This window comes from Acinetobacter sp. ACNIH3 (genome assembly GCF_002918965.1).
GTDB lineage: Bacteria > Pseudomonadota > Gammaproteobacteria > Pseudomonadales > Moraxellaceae > Acinetobacter > Acinetobacter schindleri.
Genome location: NZ_PQLP01000034.1, coordinates 1 through 14148, shown reverse-complemented (window position 1 = coordinate 14148; position 14148 = coordinate 1). Strand labels below are relative to the sequence as shown.

Sequence of the window (14148 nt, the reverse complement as noted above, 5' to 3'; positions counted from 1 at the left end):
AAAAAAAGCCCATAAAGGGCTTTTTTTAATATCCTATTTTTTAGAGATCATCCACTGCATAACTGGTTGCACCACCTGAACTGGATGGTGACTGCGGTGTAATGCTTTGCGTTGCTGTTGAAGATTGGCTTAAGGGCTGCTGCTCAATCGGGACTTGCTGTTGCTGATTACCGCGCCAGACATCTTTGGTCTGCTGGATTTTCTGACCGGTTTGCTGAGCCACTTGCGTTGCGCCTTGGTCTACTTTTTCAATGGTGGTGGCTGCGGTGGATTTGGTATTGTCCCAGGCACGATCCACACCCGGCTTGATCTTGGCAATGCCTTTTTCTGCTGCTGCACCCACTTTTTCAGCGGTCTTGATTACACCTTGTTGGGTTTTATAAGCAAATACATGCAGCAGATTGGGATTATCACCATAAGGAACAATCGGTTTTGCATCTTGCTGCGTTTCACTGGCTTGAACAGTCTGGATAAAAATAGGCGCACACATTAATAATGCGGTGCTGAGGATCTTGGTTTTTTTCATCGTCGTTTTTTTCAGGGTCATAAGGGATCGACCTCGCAGATTGGGATAACGGTCTTGATTCTGTTTTCAGTGTAATGGACGGCAATGTAAAAACAATGAATATTCTGTGCGATTCACTTAAATGATCCGAGAAAAAAGGGAGTAAAGCTGGCTGATCTCAAGAATAAGTAGAGAATAAATTTGATAGGAAGATTATTTGAAAGAGAAGCTGCCCCATATTTGATGTAAATATAGGGCGTGGTACTTAGTTACACTGTTCGATTGCTTCTTTGGCAAAGTGATTGCGTAGTGCCAGGAAGTTCTTTTGAGCAGTTTCGCTGTGCAGGTCAAATTTTTGTGCAGTGCTGGTATTGTCACGCTGGAAAGTTGCTGAACCGGCATCAATCAGGGTCAAACCTTTAAACGACCATTGTTCAATTACGCGGCTGCTTTCAAGCTGACCTCTAAATTCGATCACGCATTTATCCATGAACTTAGTCAGTTTTGCACTGTTGTTCGTCGTTTCAGGATAAACTTCAAGATTCTGTACTTCCTGTAATACGCCCAGTTGGAGTTGAGGAACAGTCGGTTGAGATGTACACGCTGAAAGGGCAATACCCGCAAGACCAGTCAAAATAAGAGCTTTAAATTTCATATGATTCTTTCTTGTTGAGTGTTGTTAGGTTGAGTATATGAAATATACATGAATATGCCTATACATCTTAAAGCTGTATAACAATTAAAATTATTTATTTAGTTAAACATTTAATTATGGTTTGGAATGTTTTAGAGTGAATAAATATTGGATTTTTTGATAAAAAATAGGTTGGTATGGCGATAAAAAACTATAAAGACAAATATGAATTTGGGAAGCATTTAAATAGGGCTTTATCACCTTCTTCTCCAATTTCTAGTATTGAATATTTATATGGCCGCCAGAAAGAGCTTACTCAAATTGAAAGAGCTTTAATGTCGAAAGGAAGAAATATTTTTATTTTTGGTGAAAGAGGAGTAGGTAAAACTTCTTTAGCGAAAACAGCAGCAAACCAGTATCAAAGTTCCGATCGTGAATTTATTGATGTTTCATGTGCACCTGATACTAGTATAAAAAACTTAGTTTCAAATATTGCATTGCAAGCTTTTGATCGGAGAATTGGACAAAGTAAGAAACGTTCGGAAGAGTATGGACTCAAGTTTAAATGGATATCGTATTTAATAAAGAATGAAGAAACTTTAGAAGACTTTAGTAATAAATTAAAAAGTTTAGGTGATTGTGTTGAAGTTTTAAAGGAAGTAGCTGAAATACATTCTGAAAGACCAATTATTGTAGTTGATGAAGTCGATAGAATGACTGATAAAAATGAAATCACTCTATTAGCTGATTTAATTAAACAATTGGGTGACAAAGAGGTTGATATAAAAATTATATTTACGGGGGTAGGGGCGACTATACATGACATTCTGGGGGCTCATCAGTCGGCGATTAGGCAATTAGAGACTATTGAATTGCCACGATTAAGTTGGGAAGGCCGTTTTGAAATTATTCAAAATGTTTTAAATAAATTTGATATTGATATATGCCGTGATATTTATATCCGTATCGCAGCGGTCTCAGATGGTTTTCCATATTATGTGCATTTAATCTTAGAAAAACTGTTATGGGTTTTGTGGGAAAAAGAAGAAGTTGCTACAGAGGTTGAATGGGACGATTTCTATAATGCTATTAATGTAGCTATTAAAGATACAGTTGCTGAATTCTCAAAACCTTATGAGATGGCTTTAAAGCAAAGAACTAAAGATTATGAAGAAGTAATGTGGGCTACAGCAGTAGTAGATTGGCAAGGTGATTATCTTAAAGAAATGTACAAAATGTACGATGTTATCTGTGAGCAAGTTAGATTTGATTTGAATAAAATAGATTTTATTAAATTAAATTACAGTCAATTTTCTAGTAGAATTAAGAACTTAACTACAGAGAATTGTGGGAAAATTCTTTTAACCAAGTTTGAATATGGTAAAGGCTACTATACGTTTAGAGAAAAAATGATGCGAGGCTATATACGAATGCAAGCTGAAGCTAATCAGATTGAAATCTCTACATTATCTAATGAAAAAAATGTAAGTAATGTCATTCATGTGGCTTCTAGAAGAACAGGTTATCACGCTTCTAAATTACCAGGTTCAATTCGTTTTAAGATGGAAGAAGAAAACCCGCTCTAAAGCGGGTTTTTTATTAAATCAGAACTTAGTGTTGAAGCACCGAAATATCAGCTACTTTCGTGAACAATTCACGAAGCTGAGCAAGCATACGTAAACGGTTTGCTTTCAGGTCGGCATCATCCGCCATCACCATGACACCATCAAAGAACGCATCGACTGGTGCACGAAGTGCAGCAAGTGCAGACAATGCAGCAGTGTAGTCTTTGGCAGCAAATAACGGCTCAACCACAGGCGTGATTTTCGCAAGTTCAGCGAACAATGCTTTTTCAGCATCTTCAACCAAGTTTGCTTCAACCACTGAGCCTTCAGGTGCAGCTTCTTTTGCAAGAATGTTGGCAACACGCTTATTCGCAGCAGCAAGAGCAGCAGCTTCAGGCAAGGCACGGAAGTGATTGACTGCATTTACACGCTTGTCAAAATCAAGAGGAGATTTTGGAGACAACGCTTGAACGGCTTGAATTACATCAACAGCAACGCCTTGGTCTTCGTATTTCGCACGGTAACGACCTTCAAGGAATGCAACAGCATCATTTAGCGTCTTATCATGATCTTTCAATACATCGCCATAAGCAGCAAGAGCAAGTTTGATGAGGTCTTCAATCGACACATCAAGCTCATTTTCAGTCACGAGACGTAAGATACCAATCGCAGAACGACGTAGTGCAAACGGGTCTTTAGAACCTGTAGGCGCTTGACCAATACCGAAAATACCAGTCAAAGTATCTAAACGGTCTGCAAGTGCAATCGTTGTACCTGTCTTAGTTTTCGGTAAAACGTCACCTGCGAATTTAGGTAAATACTGCTCACCTAAAGACTCAGCAACTTCGTCATTTTCGCCTTCAAGACGTGCGTAGTAAGTACCCGCGATGCCTTGAAGTTCTGGGAATTCACCCACAAGTTCAGAGGTTAAGTCGCATTTCGCAAGAAGTGCCGCTTTTTCAGCATCAGCCGCATTTGCACCTGTAATTGGCGCTAAAGCTACAGCGAGTTTTGCAATACGTTCAGACTTATTCCAAAGCGTACCCAATTCTGCTTGGAAGACCATGTTCGCTAATTTCTCTTTACGAGAAGCAAGCGGTTGTTTTTGGTCTTGTAGGAAGAAGAATTCAGCATCTGATAAACGTGGACGAACCACTTTCTCGTTACCTTCAATAATTTGTGTCGGGTCTTTTGACTCAATGTTTGACACAGTAATGAAGTACGGTTGAAGTTTATTGTCCGCATTTACTAAGCAGAAGTACTTTTGGTTGTCCTGCATGGTGGTGATAAGTGCTTCTTGAGGAACTGCAAGGAAGCGTTCTTCAAAGCTGGCACGAAGCGCAACAGGCCATTCAACCAGTGCAGTCACTTCATCACGAAGATCCGCAGGCACAATCGCGATCGCATTCACTTCATCAGCCAATGCTTTGACTTGTTGATCAATGATGGCTTGACGCTCTTCAAAAGATGCAACAACATGCGCTGCTTTTAACTTTGCAAGATATTCATCTGCATGAGCAAGTGTGATTGCTTCAGGTGCATGGAAACGATGACCGTAAGTCACATTACCCGCTTTGTGGTCTTGAATGGTTGCATCAACCACATCATTGTCTTTTAACAACACCACCCATTTTACAGGACGAACGAATTCGGTACGGCTTGCCGCAGAACGCATGCGTTTTGCAATTGGAAGGTTATCCAAAGCATTTTGTAAAATTTGTGGCAGTAAAACGTCAAGGCTTTGACCTTTCACGTCTTTCAAATAACAAACTTTTTCAACTTTACCGGCTTGGAAAGTAGAAACTTGATCAACGGTAATGCCTTGACCGCGCATAAAGCCTTCAAGCGCTTTGGTCGGGTTACCTTCAGCATCAAAAGCGGCCTGTTTCGCAGGGCCGTCAAAACGCTTTTGCGTGTCTGCTTGCGCGCCATCAACGTTGACAATTTTTAATGCCAAACGACGTGGTGCTGCATACGCTTCGATAGAATCGAATGCAAGACCCGCATCTTTTAAGCCTTTAACCGTTTCAGCTTGCAAAGCATCACGTAATTTTTTCAGGCTTTTTGGTGGAAGTTCTTCACAGCCTAATTCGAACAATACTGTATGTTTAGACATTATTTGCTCTCCTTAGATTCAACTTTTGCTTCCGCTTCAACTTGTGCTTTTAACTGCGCTAAAACTTCATCACGAAGCTCAGGCTCTGCCATTGGGAAACCAAGTTCAGCACGTGCTGCTACATAGCTGGTTGCAATCGAACGTGCCAATGTACGTACACGTAAGATATAACGCTGACGTTCAGTCACAGAAATTGCGCCACGTGCATCAAGCAGGTTAAAGCTATGCGATGCTTTTACCACTTGCTCATAGGCAGGAAGTGGAAGTTTCGCTTCGATTAAACGCGTTGCTTCAGCTTCGTAGAAATCGAACAGTTCGAACATCTTGTCGACAGGCGCATATTCGAAGTTATAGGTCGATTGTTCTACTTCATTTTGATGGAACACATCGCCATAGGTCACTGTACCGAACTGGCCTTTGGTCCAAACTAGATCGTAAACTGAATCAACACCTTGCAAGTACATTGCCAGACGCTCTAAACCGTAAGTGATTTCGCCTGTTACCGGGTAGCATTCAACACCACCAACTTGCTGGAAGTACGTGAACTGAGTCACTTCCATACCGTTCAGCCAAACTTCCCAACCTAAGCCCCAAGCACCCAGTGTTGGAGATTCCCAGTTGTCTTCCACAAAACGGATGTCGTGAACTAAAGGATCAATACCGATGGCTTTTAAAGAATCCAGATAAAGCTGCTGGATATTGTCCGGGTTTGGCTTTAATACCACCTGGAACTGGTAGTAGTGTTGCAGGCGGTTCGGGTTTTCACCATAACGGCCATCTTTCGGACGGCGTGATGGCTGAACATAAGCCGCGTTCCAGGTTTCAGGACCTAGCGCACGAAGGAATGTTGCAGTGTGGAATGTCCCTGCACCCATTTCCATGTCGTAAGGTTGCAAAACGACGCAGCCTTGCTCCGCCCAGTAGTTTTGTAAGGCAAGAATTAAGCCTTGGAAGGTATCAATATGCGATATGGCGCGACTCATGGTCATCCACTTAAAATTAGAGAAAAATTGTGCTTGATTATAAGGATTTTACAAGGGTGTGGCAAAGGTTATCCATGAATTGCCTGCGCCGCTTTTTATTCGCCTGACGCAACTGCCTGTTCATGCGCACGCAGACTGAGAAAGATAAAAAATCCGATAGAGGGCAGGCTAAAACAGGAAATCATGAATAGAGTACTGAGCAGATCATTGGAACTTAGGAAATAAGCCAGAATCAGCGTTGCCAGAATACCCACCAGTACAATACTGAAGATATGAAACTGCTGTAGATGGTGTAATACGAATAGACTGATACATAAAGGAATATAGATCAGGCAGAGATAGAACAGCAGTCCGAAAATGTACATGATCAGCATGAAAGTCACCATCGAGAGTAGAAATGAGCTTGAGGTCATAGCCAGGAATAACAAGTGCAAGATCAGCAGCACTAACATCAAAGGGCCATAGAGTGAGGCTAAACCGAGTACAGGTGCCAGCAACAGTTGTACTGCAATTCCGGTTTTGGTTTGTTGTAAAGGCTGGATTAGAAAATGCATCGTTTTTATTCTTGTTTGAGAGAAGAAAATACGCCGCTTAGGCGCGGCCCTGATTATAATTTTTTAGATAGAGCACCCTCAGCATAAGCAAAAAAACCAATGAGTAAAAGATATAAAATAAATACATCTTTAAAGCCAAGGGTTTTATAATGCCTGCACTCCCCAAAACAATAATTCAGGCCAACCGTGTTGCATAGTTCCTCAGAATGGCTGCAAAGCCTTAAGCCAAATTTTAAAATTCTCCCTGTCAAAGACCGTATTCTGTGTGGTTTAGGTGCATTGATCGGTCTGGCACTGTCGTCTTTAATCAGCCTGTGGGCACTGGGTGATTTTCAGGCGTGGTATATCGCGCCGATGGGTGCTTCGTCAGTATTACTGTTTGCCGTACCTGCCAGTCCGCTGGCACAGCCGTGGAATATGGTGGTTGGAAATACTATTGCTGCGATCGTGGGGGTGAGCTGTACTTTGCTGTTTCCCAGCTTGACCCTTGCATTCAGTCTGGCCGTAGCAGTTGCGATTATATTGATGCTAAGCACCGATTCTCTGCATCCACCGAGTGGGGCGGTGGCGATTACAGCGGTACTGGGCGGCAATGCCATTCATGAGCTGGGCTATGCTTTTGTGTTCTATCCGGTCTTGCTGAACTCGGTACTGTTAATGGTGGTAGCGATTGTATTTAACCGGATGTTGGGTAAGGCTTATCCGCAACAGCTGCAGATTAATACCCGTTCTAAAGATCCAACCCCGACCCAGAAAGTGACGATTCAGCCGCAGGATATTCAGGCTGTACTTGATCAACAGACCCAGTTACTGGATATCAGTGAATATGACCTGCAAAAAATTATTCTGGAAGCACAGAGCAAGGCCAGTGAACGTGCTGACAGCCCGTTCCTGTGTCAGGATATCATGAGTAAAGACGTTGCCAGCTTGCAGGAAAGTGATGATATTCGGCATGCCTTGGCGAAATTCCGACAGATGAATCTGATGAGCCTACCGGTAGTGAATGCGGAAAAGAAACTGGTTGGAACTTTGGCGATGTACCAGCTGGTGGAATGGTTTGAGCGTGCCACCGACATTCGCAGTGGCTGGGAATCTGAAGTCGGACATATCATGAGCCGGAAGGTGGTGACTGTACAACCAGGCCAGCCGATTCAGGACCTGGTGCCGTATTTCGTTGAGCGTTCCTTTAATTATATTCCGGTGCTGGACGAAGGTCAGCTGGTCGGTATCATTAGCCGTGCTGACATGATTGCCGCTTTATATCAGGAGTTAAATCATTTCAAGCTGAGTGCCTGATCTGGACGGATGTAGATCTATCTTCGAAAATGAAAAAGCACGCCGTAGCGTGCTTTTTTAATCCATTCATCTTTAGAGAAAGAACCAGTAAATAAATAGCGATACCAGGAAAATACACATGATGTTGAGGACAAAGCCAACTTTCATCATTTCCGACTGCTGAATATAACCGGTACCAAAGACAATCGCATTCGGCGGTGTTGCTACAGGCAGCATGAAAGCACAGGATGCACCAATTCCAATCACAATCACCAGAATTTCTTTAGGCATTCCCATCTGATCGGCAATGGCGGCAAAGACCGGCACCAGTAGTGCAGCGGATGCGGTATTACTGGTAAATTCGGTCAGGAAAATGATGAAGGTTGCTACCACAAAGATAATCACTAAAGGTGAAGTATCACCAAAGGTATTTGCCAGAGTTTGCCCCAAGACCAGAGAGCTGCCTGAATCTTTTAAAATGGCACTCAAGGTCAGGCCGCCGCCAAACAGATAGAGCACGCCCCAGTCGGTGTTCTCTGCAATCTGCTTCCAGGTTGCGGTACCTAAAATTGCCACCATACATGCGGCCAGAATCGCAATCCAGGTATCTGGCTGGCTGATTCCAAAGTTCTCGGTCAGCTTTTTACTGAAAATCCAGGCCAGGGCAGTACAGATAAATAGCACCATTGCGGCAATACGGCTGCGGGTCCAGGGAATATCTTCAGTGACAAACTGTACTTTGTGATTCAGCTTGGGACGCAGCACTAGATAAAGACTGATCAGCATCGCAGGCAAGATAATGAACATCATTGGCAAACCAATTTTCATCCAGTCTGCAAAGTCATAACCCAGCGCTTTGGCAGCAATGGCATTCGGTGGCGAACCTACGATTGTACCTAGACCACCAATACTGGCGGAGTAGGCAATCCCGAGCAGAATAAATACGAAGGTTTTACGTTCTTTCTCGACATCCAGATGCGAAAGTAAACCCAGCGCCAGCGGTAACATCATGGCTGCGGTAGCCGTATTAGAAATTCACATGGACAGGGCGGCAGTCACGGCAAAAATGGCCAATACTGAAATACCCAAATGTCCACCGGATAAGGAAATAATCCACATGGCAATTTTCTTGTCCAGTTTCTGGATATGCAGCGCCGTTGCCAGTGCAAAACCACCAAAAAACAGGAAAATAACCGGATCGGCAAAGGTGGTTAAAGCAGCTTGGGTGGTAATGGGTACCAGCGCATCGCCGTCGGCCATCGGCATGGCTAACAGTACTGCCAGTATGGGAATCAGCAGGGCAGTAATAGTGATATGAATTGCTTCTGTCAGCCATAAAATGCCAATAAAAGCCAGCAGAGCCAGACCTTTGCTAGCATTCTGGTCATAAGGTAAAACCTGATACAGGATAAAGGCTACAATGGCCGCGATGATAATCAGGATCCATCCTTTCATTACGCCTTTAGGCATAACGTTGGTGGGGGTGGCAAGGTTTTGACTTGTCATACGCACACTCCTTGTTTTTATACAGCTAATTTTTATGAAGAATCTTTCTAATCATAAAGATGTTTGATTACAAATTATACTAATTTAAAAAAAGATGATTTGAATGTTGTAGTAATGCAGTACTCTGCCATAGAGCCTGTATGCCTAAAACCATCAGCAAGCCTAAGACTAAAAATTTAAAATGCCGCTGTGACAGGCGATGACGGATTTTTCCGCCAATCCAGACGCCAATCAAAGCAAAAATGGTAATACCGATCAAAATGGATTGTTGTTGTGGATTAATCTGGATCAGGATTGGGAACAATAAAAGTAACTGGATCAGTTTACTGACAATAAAATTCAGGTTGCTGATAATGACGATATCGGTCTTGCTGAGCTGGCTGCTGAGCAGATACATCATCAGGAAAGGAGCCATGGCATTAGTCGCTCCACCAATCACACCAGCCAATAAACCAAAACACACCATACTCAGAATATGCGGGTTGCTCTGAAAAGGTTTGGAGCGAAGCTGATCTAGTACATAAAATATAATTACTGTTCCTAGCAGCAGTTTGAGATAGCCTTCATTCAGCCATAGCAGCAGTTTGACTCCGAACAAACTGCCAATCAGGCTGCTTAAAATTAATGGCCAATACTGTTTGAGATAATAGCGAATGCTCTGTAGCAGACTGTGCTGGGGATCAGCATTTAGCATCAACAGATTCAGGAGCAGGCAGGGGAAAATGACTAAGGTCACTGCCAGACTCAATGGATATTGGCTGGATAGTACCGCAGTACTCATCATCGGGAAGCCAAACCCACTCAAGCCATGCAGCAGTGCTGCTACAGCACATAAGCACAGTACAATCCATTCAGCCTGTGTCATCCTGAATCCATTTCAAGGAGTTTTTAACTAAGTTATAGAGAAATCAGCCGGTTGGCAAAGGCTAGAGAAATAATTTAACAATTTATTAAATCGCCTGAAGCAGGCAAAAAAAAGCTGTGGACATTAGGGGAAATGCCACAGCGCAAAAAGGAATTACTATTTATTCTATAAAAAGGAAACTTACAGCGGATCTTTATTTACATCACGAATTGGTCGTTGATAGCCCGTAGACTGATGCGGGGTATGTTCAACCATAGCTTGCTTTTTTGGCATGATCAGCCAAAGTACAAGATAAACCAGGATACCTGGGAAAGCGGCACTCATTATAGAGATCACCACGAAAATCAGACGCAGTAAATTTGCATTCCAACCAAAACGTTCAGCAATACCACCCATCACACCTGCAATCATGTTCGAGCGGTTAGAGCGATATAAACCAACATTGGCCATTCAGGTCTCCTTAATAATTAAGATAAAAGAACAACGACGTTCCTCTTAAAATATGGAGCTAAGTTATTATTTTTAAAGTGTCTAAATACAATTTATTCGTAAATTTATGTAAATTAGGATTAAGTATTTTTCTCGGAATCTTTAACATGAAGACGAAGGTTCCTGAATTTAATAATAATCTTCTGCCTTTGATTTTATAAAAATGCTTGGCTGTTCATAATCTGGTTGAATTAAATGAAATTTAAGGTATTTAAAGCTTTCAAGAGACTGGAGTATCAGCTCGGTGTGATATTGCTGGGTATACTCGGGCTGGTGGGGTGTGAGCGTCATTCGGGTAAACCGATCAGTGATACTGAACTTGAGTTGCACCATAAAGAGGGGGTAGCTGTTTCTCTTGCTAATCGAGCGCTAGATGAAAGTACTCAAGCCAAGAAACTGACTGATATTGTCGGTCATGCCACTTTCAGAGAGGAAGATGGTTTTAATGGACAGCCTATTCCAGATTATGCGGTTGACTTCGTTGGACGCTATTACACGGAAGTCAGTTGTAATGATGGTTTTTCTCCCTGCAAAAATGGCAAGGCAATGTTTATTCTCACCCTTGCCCCGAATGGCCTGGTATATCGCAGTATCTTGCAACATGGTCAGGTATTTACCTTCCAAAACAAGATGGCGACACCTTATTCAACCTATCGTAAAGACCGTTGGGAATTGAATCCCACTCGTAAGGAGCTGGTGGTCTACCGTAAAGAGGGCCTGGTTTTGTATTATACTGTCAAAGACAATACCAAGCTGGTGATGAATATTGCAAAAACCCAGAAAGAGAATCGTCAAGAGCTGATGGATCGACATTATGTGCTGCCACGTATATCTTATGAACTGGTAAAAGATATTGATAATCAATTGCCTTCGCCACAATAAGGCGAGGGGACACTAAGAAAACTCACAAAAATCCTGATGCGTTGACATAGCCCAGATATAGATAAAAATTATAAGACGATTGAAAGAAAACTGTAGCTTGGTGGTTGTATAGGACTTGAAACCACGCCCCATAGCTTAAGAAGCTCTTGTTCTAGCAACTAGACGAATAACGCACAAATATATCTAAATTAATCCCGGCATATTTTAAAATGAAGAGAGCAAGAATTCAGAAAAGACAAATCAAAGCCGTGATCGGTTGATGATCTTGATTGGAATATACAGGTGTTATGATCTTCGCAGAATAGAAGAAGAATGGTGGGTCGTCCGCGACTCGAACGCGGGACCAACGGATTAAAAGTCCGCTGCTCTACCAACTGAGCTAACGACCCTGAGGAGTAGAAATGATGAAGATCATTTTTACGACGCAAGATTTGGTAATTGCGCTATCCCGAAGGATAAGATGGTGGGTCGTCCGCGACTCGAACGCGGGACCAACGGATTAAAAGTCCGCTGCTCTACCAACTGAGCTAACGACCCATCTTAGGCTGTCAAATAAATGGTGGGTCGTCCGCGACTCGAACGCGGGACCAACGGATTAAAAGTCCGCTGCTCTACCAACTGAGCTAACGACCCATATCATTTGATGGAGCGTATTGTAGCAAGATATGAAATCAGCGCAAGTAAAAAATAACAAAGTTGCCCATGTTTGATTATAAATGCAACAAATTGAATTTATATACACAAAAAATAGGCAACTTCAGCACTTAGAAGCGATATTGATAGGCTTGGATGTTAGTAAAAACTTCTGGCGTTACATCGCAATAAGCATCCGCTCCCGGTAAGCACACCAGTAAACGCTCATTAGTCTTGCTTGGATCAAATGCTTGCTCTTTCAACTTATTTTTCTGGTATTTAAAAGTACCAGTGGTTTCGACCTGTTGCTGTATACGCAGGAATACCGGAACCGAATAAGCAGGCAGACATTTCTTGAAACAGCTCAACATCTCTTTCAGATCGGTATCGTTCAGTTCAGCTTCCGGTTTCAGCGTAATGGCTGCCATACCGGCACGACCATTGGTGTTTGGAATTTCCACCCCATACACCACTGCCTCTACAATCTTGTCATACTCGGTCAGCATGTTTTCCACTTCGGTCGTCGATACATTTTCACCTTTCCAGCGGAAAGTATCCCCCAAACGGTCGACAAACTGCGCATGACGGAAACCGATGTCGCGGACCAGGTCGCCGGTATTGAAATAGGCATCACCTTTGCAGAACACATCTTTCATAATGACAGACTTATTCTTTTCCGGATCGGTATAACCATCAAATGGCGAACGACGGGTAATTTTACCAATCAACAGACCTGTTGTGCCTTTTTTGACGCGTTTACAGTGACCTTTGGCATCACGTACCGGCTCGTTTTTGTCTTTATCGAATTCAACAATCGCATACGGAGTTGGGGAGAATCCGACAGTATTGTCGAAATTGAACACATTACTGAAACCGACATTGCCTTCACTGGATGCATATAGTTCAAGTACTTCTTCAATACCGAAACGGTCTTTGAACTTATCCCAGATATTTGGACGCATACCGTTACCGATCATTTTCTTGACGCGGTGACCTTTTTCCAGCTCTGAAGAAGGTGCATCCATCAGGTAACGGCAAAGTTCCCCGACATACCCGATTGCAGAAGCATCAAATTTTTGTACATCTTTCCAGAATGAAGAGGTCGAGAATTTACGGCGGATTGCAAATGTCCCTGCACCGGCAATCACACCACACCAGCATACCACCATGCCCGTCGCATGATACAGTGGCAGGGTGCAGTACATCACATCCTCTGTACCCAAGTTAAGCACATGACCATAGGTGCCATAAGCAAGGGTCCAGCGGCTATTGGTAAAGATTACGGCTTTCGGCAGACCAGTAGTGCCGGAAGTGTAGATGTAGAACAGACCATCTTTACCTTGCACACTATGTGTTGTTGATGGATTGAATTTCGGGAAAGTATCAATGACTTCAGCAAGATTGATAAAACCTTCAGGTGCCTGACCAGAATTTTGCTGGGTAGGCTGATCGGCAAACCAGTGGAAACGGTCCGCCGCGATATTCAGTTCATCACGGATCTCGGCAACCGCGGCGTGACATTCATCACCCACGATGACTGCAATCGGTTTGACCAGATTAATGCTATGTGCCAGCACTTTACCGACCTGTGAAGTATTCAGCAGGGCAATGGTCACGCCAAGCTTGGCCAGACCAATCACGCTGGCGACCATTTCCGGGCGGTTCTCGACCATCAGGGCAACGACATCGCCTTTTTTCGCACCTAGCGACAGGTAGTAATGTGCAATCTGGTTGGCCCAGCCATTCAGTTCTGTATAACTAAAGCTCTGGTCTTCAAAACGCAGGGCAATACCTTCAGGGTTGCGCTGTACCGCTTTTTCAAAAGCGAGACCCAAACCTGCAGCAGTATTTGGAGTACGTAAATAAGCCTGCCTAAGTCCATTGACCAAGTTCGGCACTTTTTTCAGGAAAGCGGGGATTTTGGCTGCGACATCAGCAATACCAATCAGATCATGTTGTGTGGTTTGGCTCATGGTAATCCTATTTCTTTTACGTATCCGATACGTGCACTGAAAGAGGTGGTCCCACTTGTTTGAACAACTAAAAGCGTATTTATAAGTGATATTCCGCTCTAGTTAAGCCACCTTGTTTTGTTGGGGTAGCTGATCATAGTAAAACTCATTTGGTGTCATTTTGTCTAG

General features: G+C 43.0%; 11 protein-coding genes, 3 tRNA genes and 1 pseudogene. 3 read left to right on the top strand and 12 right to left on the bottom strand.

Annotated features, from left to right (window positions below):
* Positions 1–40: 40 nt before the first annotated feature.
* Positions 41–547, bottom strand: coding sequence for a hypothetical protein (locus C3420_RS12435; protein ID WP_103800673.1), 507 nt, complete (start codon positions 545–547; stop codon positions 41–43).
* 223 nt (positions 548–770) lie between these two features.
* The gene (locus tag C3420_RS12430) at positions 771–1160 is read right to left on the bottom strand and encodes a hypothetical protein (protein WP_004813407.1); all 390 of its coding nucleotides are present in this window, start codon (positions 1158–1160) and stop codon (positions 771–773) included.
* 176 nt (positions 1161–1336) lie between these two features.
* Here C3420_RS12430 and C3420_RS12425 point away from each other — a divergent pair, with 176 nt between their 5' ends.
* Entirely contained in the window at positions 1337–2725 is a 1389-nt protein-coding gene (locus C3420_RS12425; protein ID WP_103800672.1) for an AAA family ATPase, read from the top strand.
* A 25-nt stretch (positions 2726–2750) separates the two neighbouring features.
* Here C3420_RS12425 and glyS read toward each other — a convergent pair whose 3' ends face one another.
* The 3 genes from glyS to C3420_RS12410 all read right to left on the bottom strand — a co-directional run bounded on the left by glyS (position 2751) and on the right by C3420_RS12410 (position 6357).
* Complete coding sequence (gene glyS / locus C3420_RS12420) at positions 2751–4820, bottom strand: glycine--tRNA ligase subunit beta (protein WP_103800671.1); 2070 nt, start codon at positions 4818–4820, stop codon at positions 2751–2753.
* The gene (glyQ, locus tag C3420_RS12415; protein WP_076754854.1) at positions 4820–5803 is read right to left on the bottom strand and encodes a glycine--tRNA ligase subunit alpha; all 984 of its coding nucleotides are present in this window, start codon (positions 5801–5803) and stop codon (positions 4820–4822) included. Before glyQ ends, glyS begins: the two co-directional genes overlap by 1 nt.
* A gap of 95 nt (positions 5804–5898) precedes the next feature.
* Positions 5899–6357 carry a hypothetical protein gene (locus tag C3420_RS12410; RefSeq protein WP_103800670.1) on the bottom strand — a complete coding sequence of 153 codons (459 nt, stop codon included), beginning with the start codon at positions 6355–6357 and terminating at the stop codon, positions 5899–5901.
* Between the two features lie 186 nt (positions 6358–6543).
* On the opposite strand from C3420_RS12410, the gene C3420_RS12405 reads away from it, so the two are divergent.
* Entirely contained in the window at positions 6544–7653 is a 1110-nt protein-coding gene (locus C3420_RS12405; protein ID WP_103800669.1) for an HPP family protein, read from the top strand.
* A gap of 72 nt (positions 7654–7725) precedes the next feature.
* On the opposite strand, the pseudogene C3420_RS12400 reads toward C3420_RS12405, so the two are convergent.
* The 3 genes and pseudogenes from C3420_RS12400 to C3420_RS12390 all read right to left on the bottom strand — a co-directional run bounded on the left by C3420_RS12400 (position 7726) and on the right by C3420_RS12390 (position 10453).
* Positions 7726–9138 (bottom strand): annotated as a pseudogene (locus C3420_RS12400) (SLC13 family permease).
* Positions 9139–9217: 79 nt separating this feature from the next.
* The gene (locus C3420_RS12395; protein WP_103800668.1) at positions 9218–10003 is read right to left on the bottom strand and encodes a sulfite exporter TauE/SafE family protein; all 786 of its coding nucleotides are present in this window, start codon (positions 10001–10003) and stop codon (positions 9218–9220) included.
* A 180-nt stretch (positions 10004–10183) separates the two neighbouring features.
* Positions 10184–10453 (bottom strand): PspC domain-containing protein, encoded by a 270-nt coding sequence (locus C3420_RS12390; protein ID WP_004813390.1) that lies wholly within the window; start codon positions 10451–10453, stop codon positions 10184–10186.
* A gap of 234 nt (positions 10454–10687) precedes the next feature.
* Here C3420_RS12390 and C3420_RS12385 point away from each other — a divergent pair, with 234 nt between their 5' ends.
* Entirely contained in the window at positions 10688–11374 is a 687-nt protein-coding gene (locus C3420_RS12385) for a hypothetical protein (RefSeq protein WP_103800667.1), read from the top strand.
* 313 nt (positions 11375–11687) lie between these two features.
* Here the strand turns inward: C3420_RS12385 and C3420_RS12375 are convergent.
* The 4 genes from C3420_RS12375 to C3420_RS12360 form a co-directional block, all read right to left on the bottom strand.
* Positions 11688–11763, bottom strand: a tRNA-Lys gene (locus C3420_RS12375).
* A 72-nt stretch (positions 11764–11835) separates the two neighbouring features.
* Positions 11836–11911: transfer RNA gene (locus C3420_RS12370), tRNA-Lys, on the bottom strand.
* A gap of 20 nt (positions 11912–11931) precedes the next feature.
* Positions 11932–12007, bottom strand: a tRNA-Lys gene (locus tag C3420_RS12365).
* Between the two features lie 131 nt (positions 12008–12138).
* The gene (locus tag C3420_RS12360; protein ID WP_103800666.1) at positions 12139–13980 is read right to left on the bottom strand and encodes a long-chain-acyl-CoA synthetase; all 1842 of its coding nucleotides are present in this window, start codon (positions 13978–13980) and stop codon (positions 12139–12141) included.
* Positions 13981–14148: the final 168 nt, after the last annotated feature.

Excerpts from the sequence above, each read along its gene's own strand:
- C3420_RS12390 (WP_004813390.1), bottom strand. The coding sequence starts at position 10,453 with ATGGCCAATGTTGGTTTATATCGCTCTAACCGCTCGAACATGATTGCA.
- C3420_RS12395 (WP_103800668.1), bottom strand. The coding sequence starts at position 10,003 with ATGACACAGGCTGAATGGATTGTACTGTGCTTATGTGCTGTAGCAGCA.
- C3420_RS12430 (WP_004813407.1), bottom strand. The coding sequence starts at position 1,160 with ATGAAATTTAAAGCTCTTATTTTGACTGGTCTTGCGGGTATTGCCCTT.
- C3420_RS12385 (WP_103800667.1), top strand. The coding sequence starts at position 10,688 with ATGAAATTTAAGGTATTTAAAGCTTTCAAGAGACTGGAGTATCAGCTC.
- C3420_RS12410 (WP_103800670.1), bottom strand. The coding sequence starts at position 6,357 with ATGCATTTTCTAATCCAGCCTTTACAACAAACCAAAACCGGAATTGCA.
- glyS (WP_103800671.1), bottom strand. The coding sequence starts at position 4,820 with ATGTCTAAACATACAGTATTGTTCGAATTAGGCTGTGAAGAACTTCCA.
- C3420_RS12435 (WP_103800673.1), bottom strand. The coding sequence starts at position 547 with ATGACCCTGAAAAAAACGACGATGAAAAAAACCAAGATCCTCAGCACC.
- C3420_RS12360 (WP_103800666.1), bottom strand. The coding sequence starts at position 13,980 with ATGAGCCAAACCACACAACATGATCTGATTGGTATTGCTGATGTCGCA.
- glyQ (WP_076754854.1), bottom strand. The coding sequence starts at position 5,803 with ATGAGTCGCGCCATATCGCATATTGATACCTTCCAAGGCTTAATTCTT.
- C3420_RS12425 (WP_103800672.1), top strand. The coding sequence starts at position 1,337 with ATGGCGATAAAAAACTATAAAGACAAATATGAATTTGGGAAGCATTTA.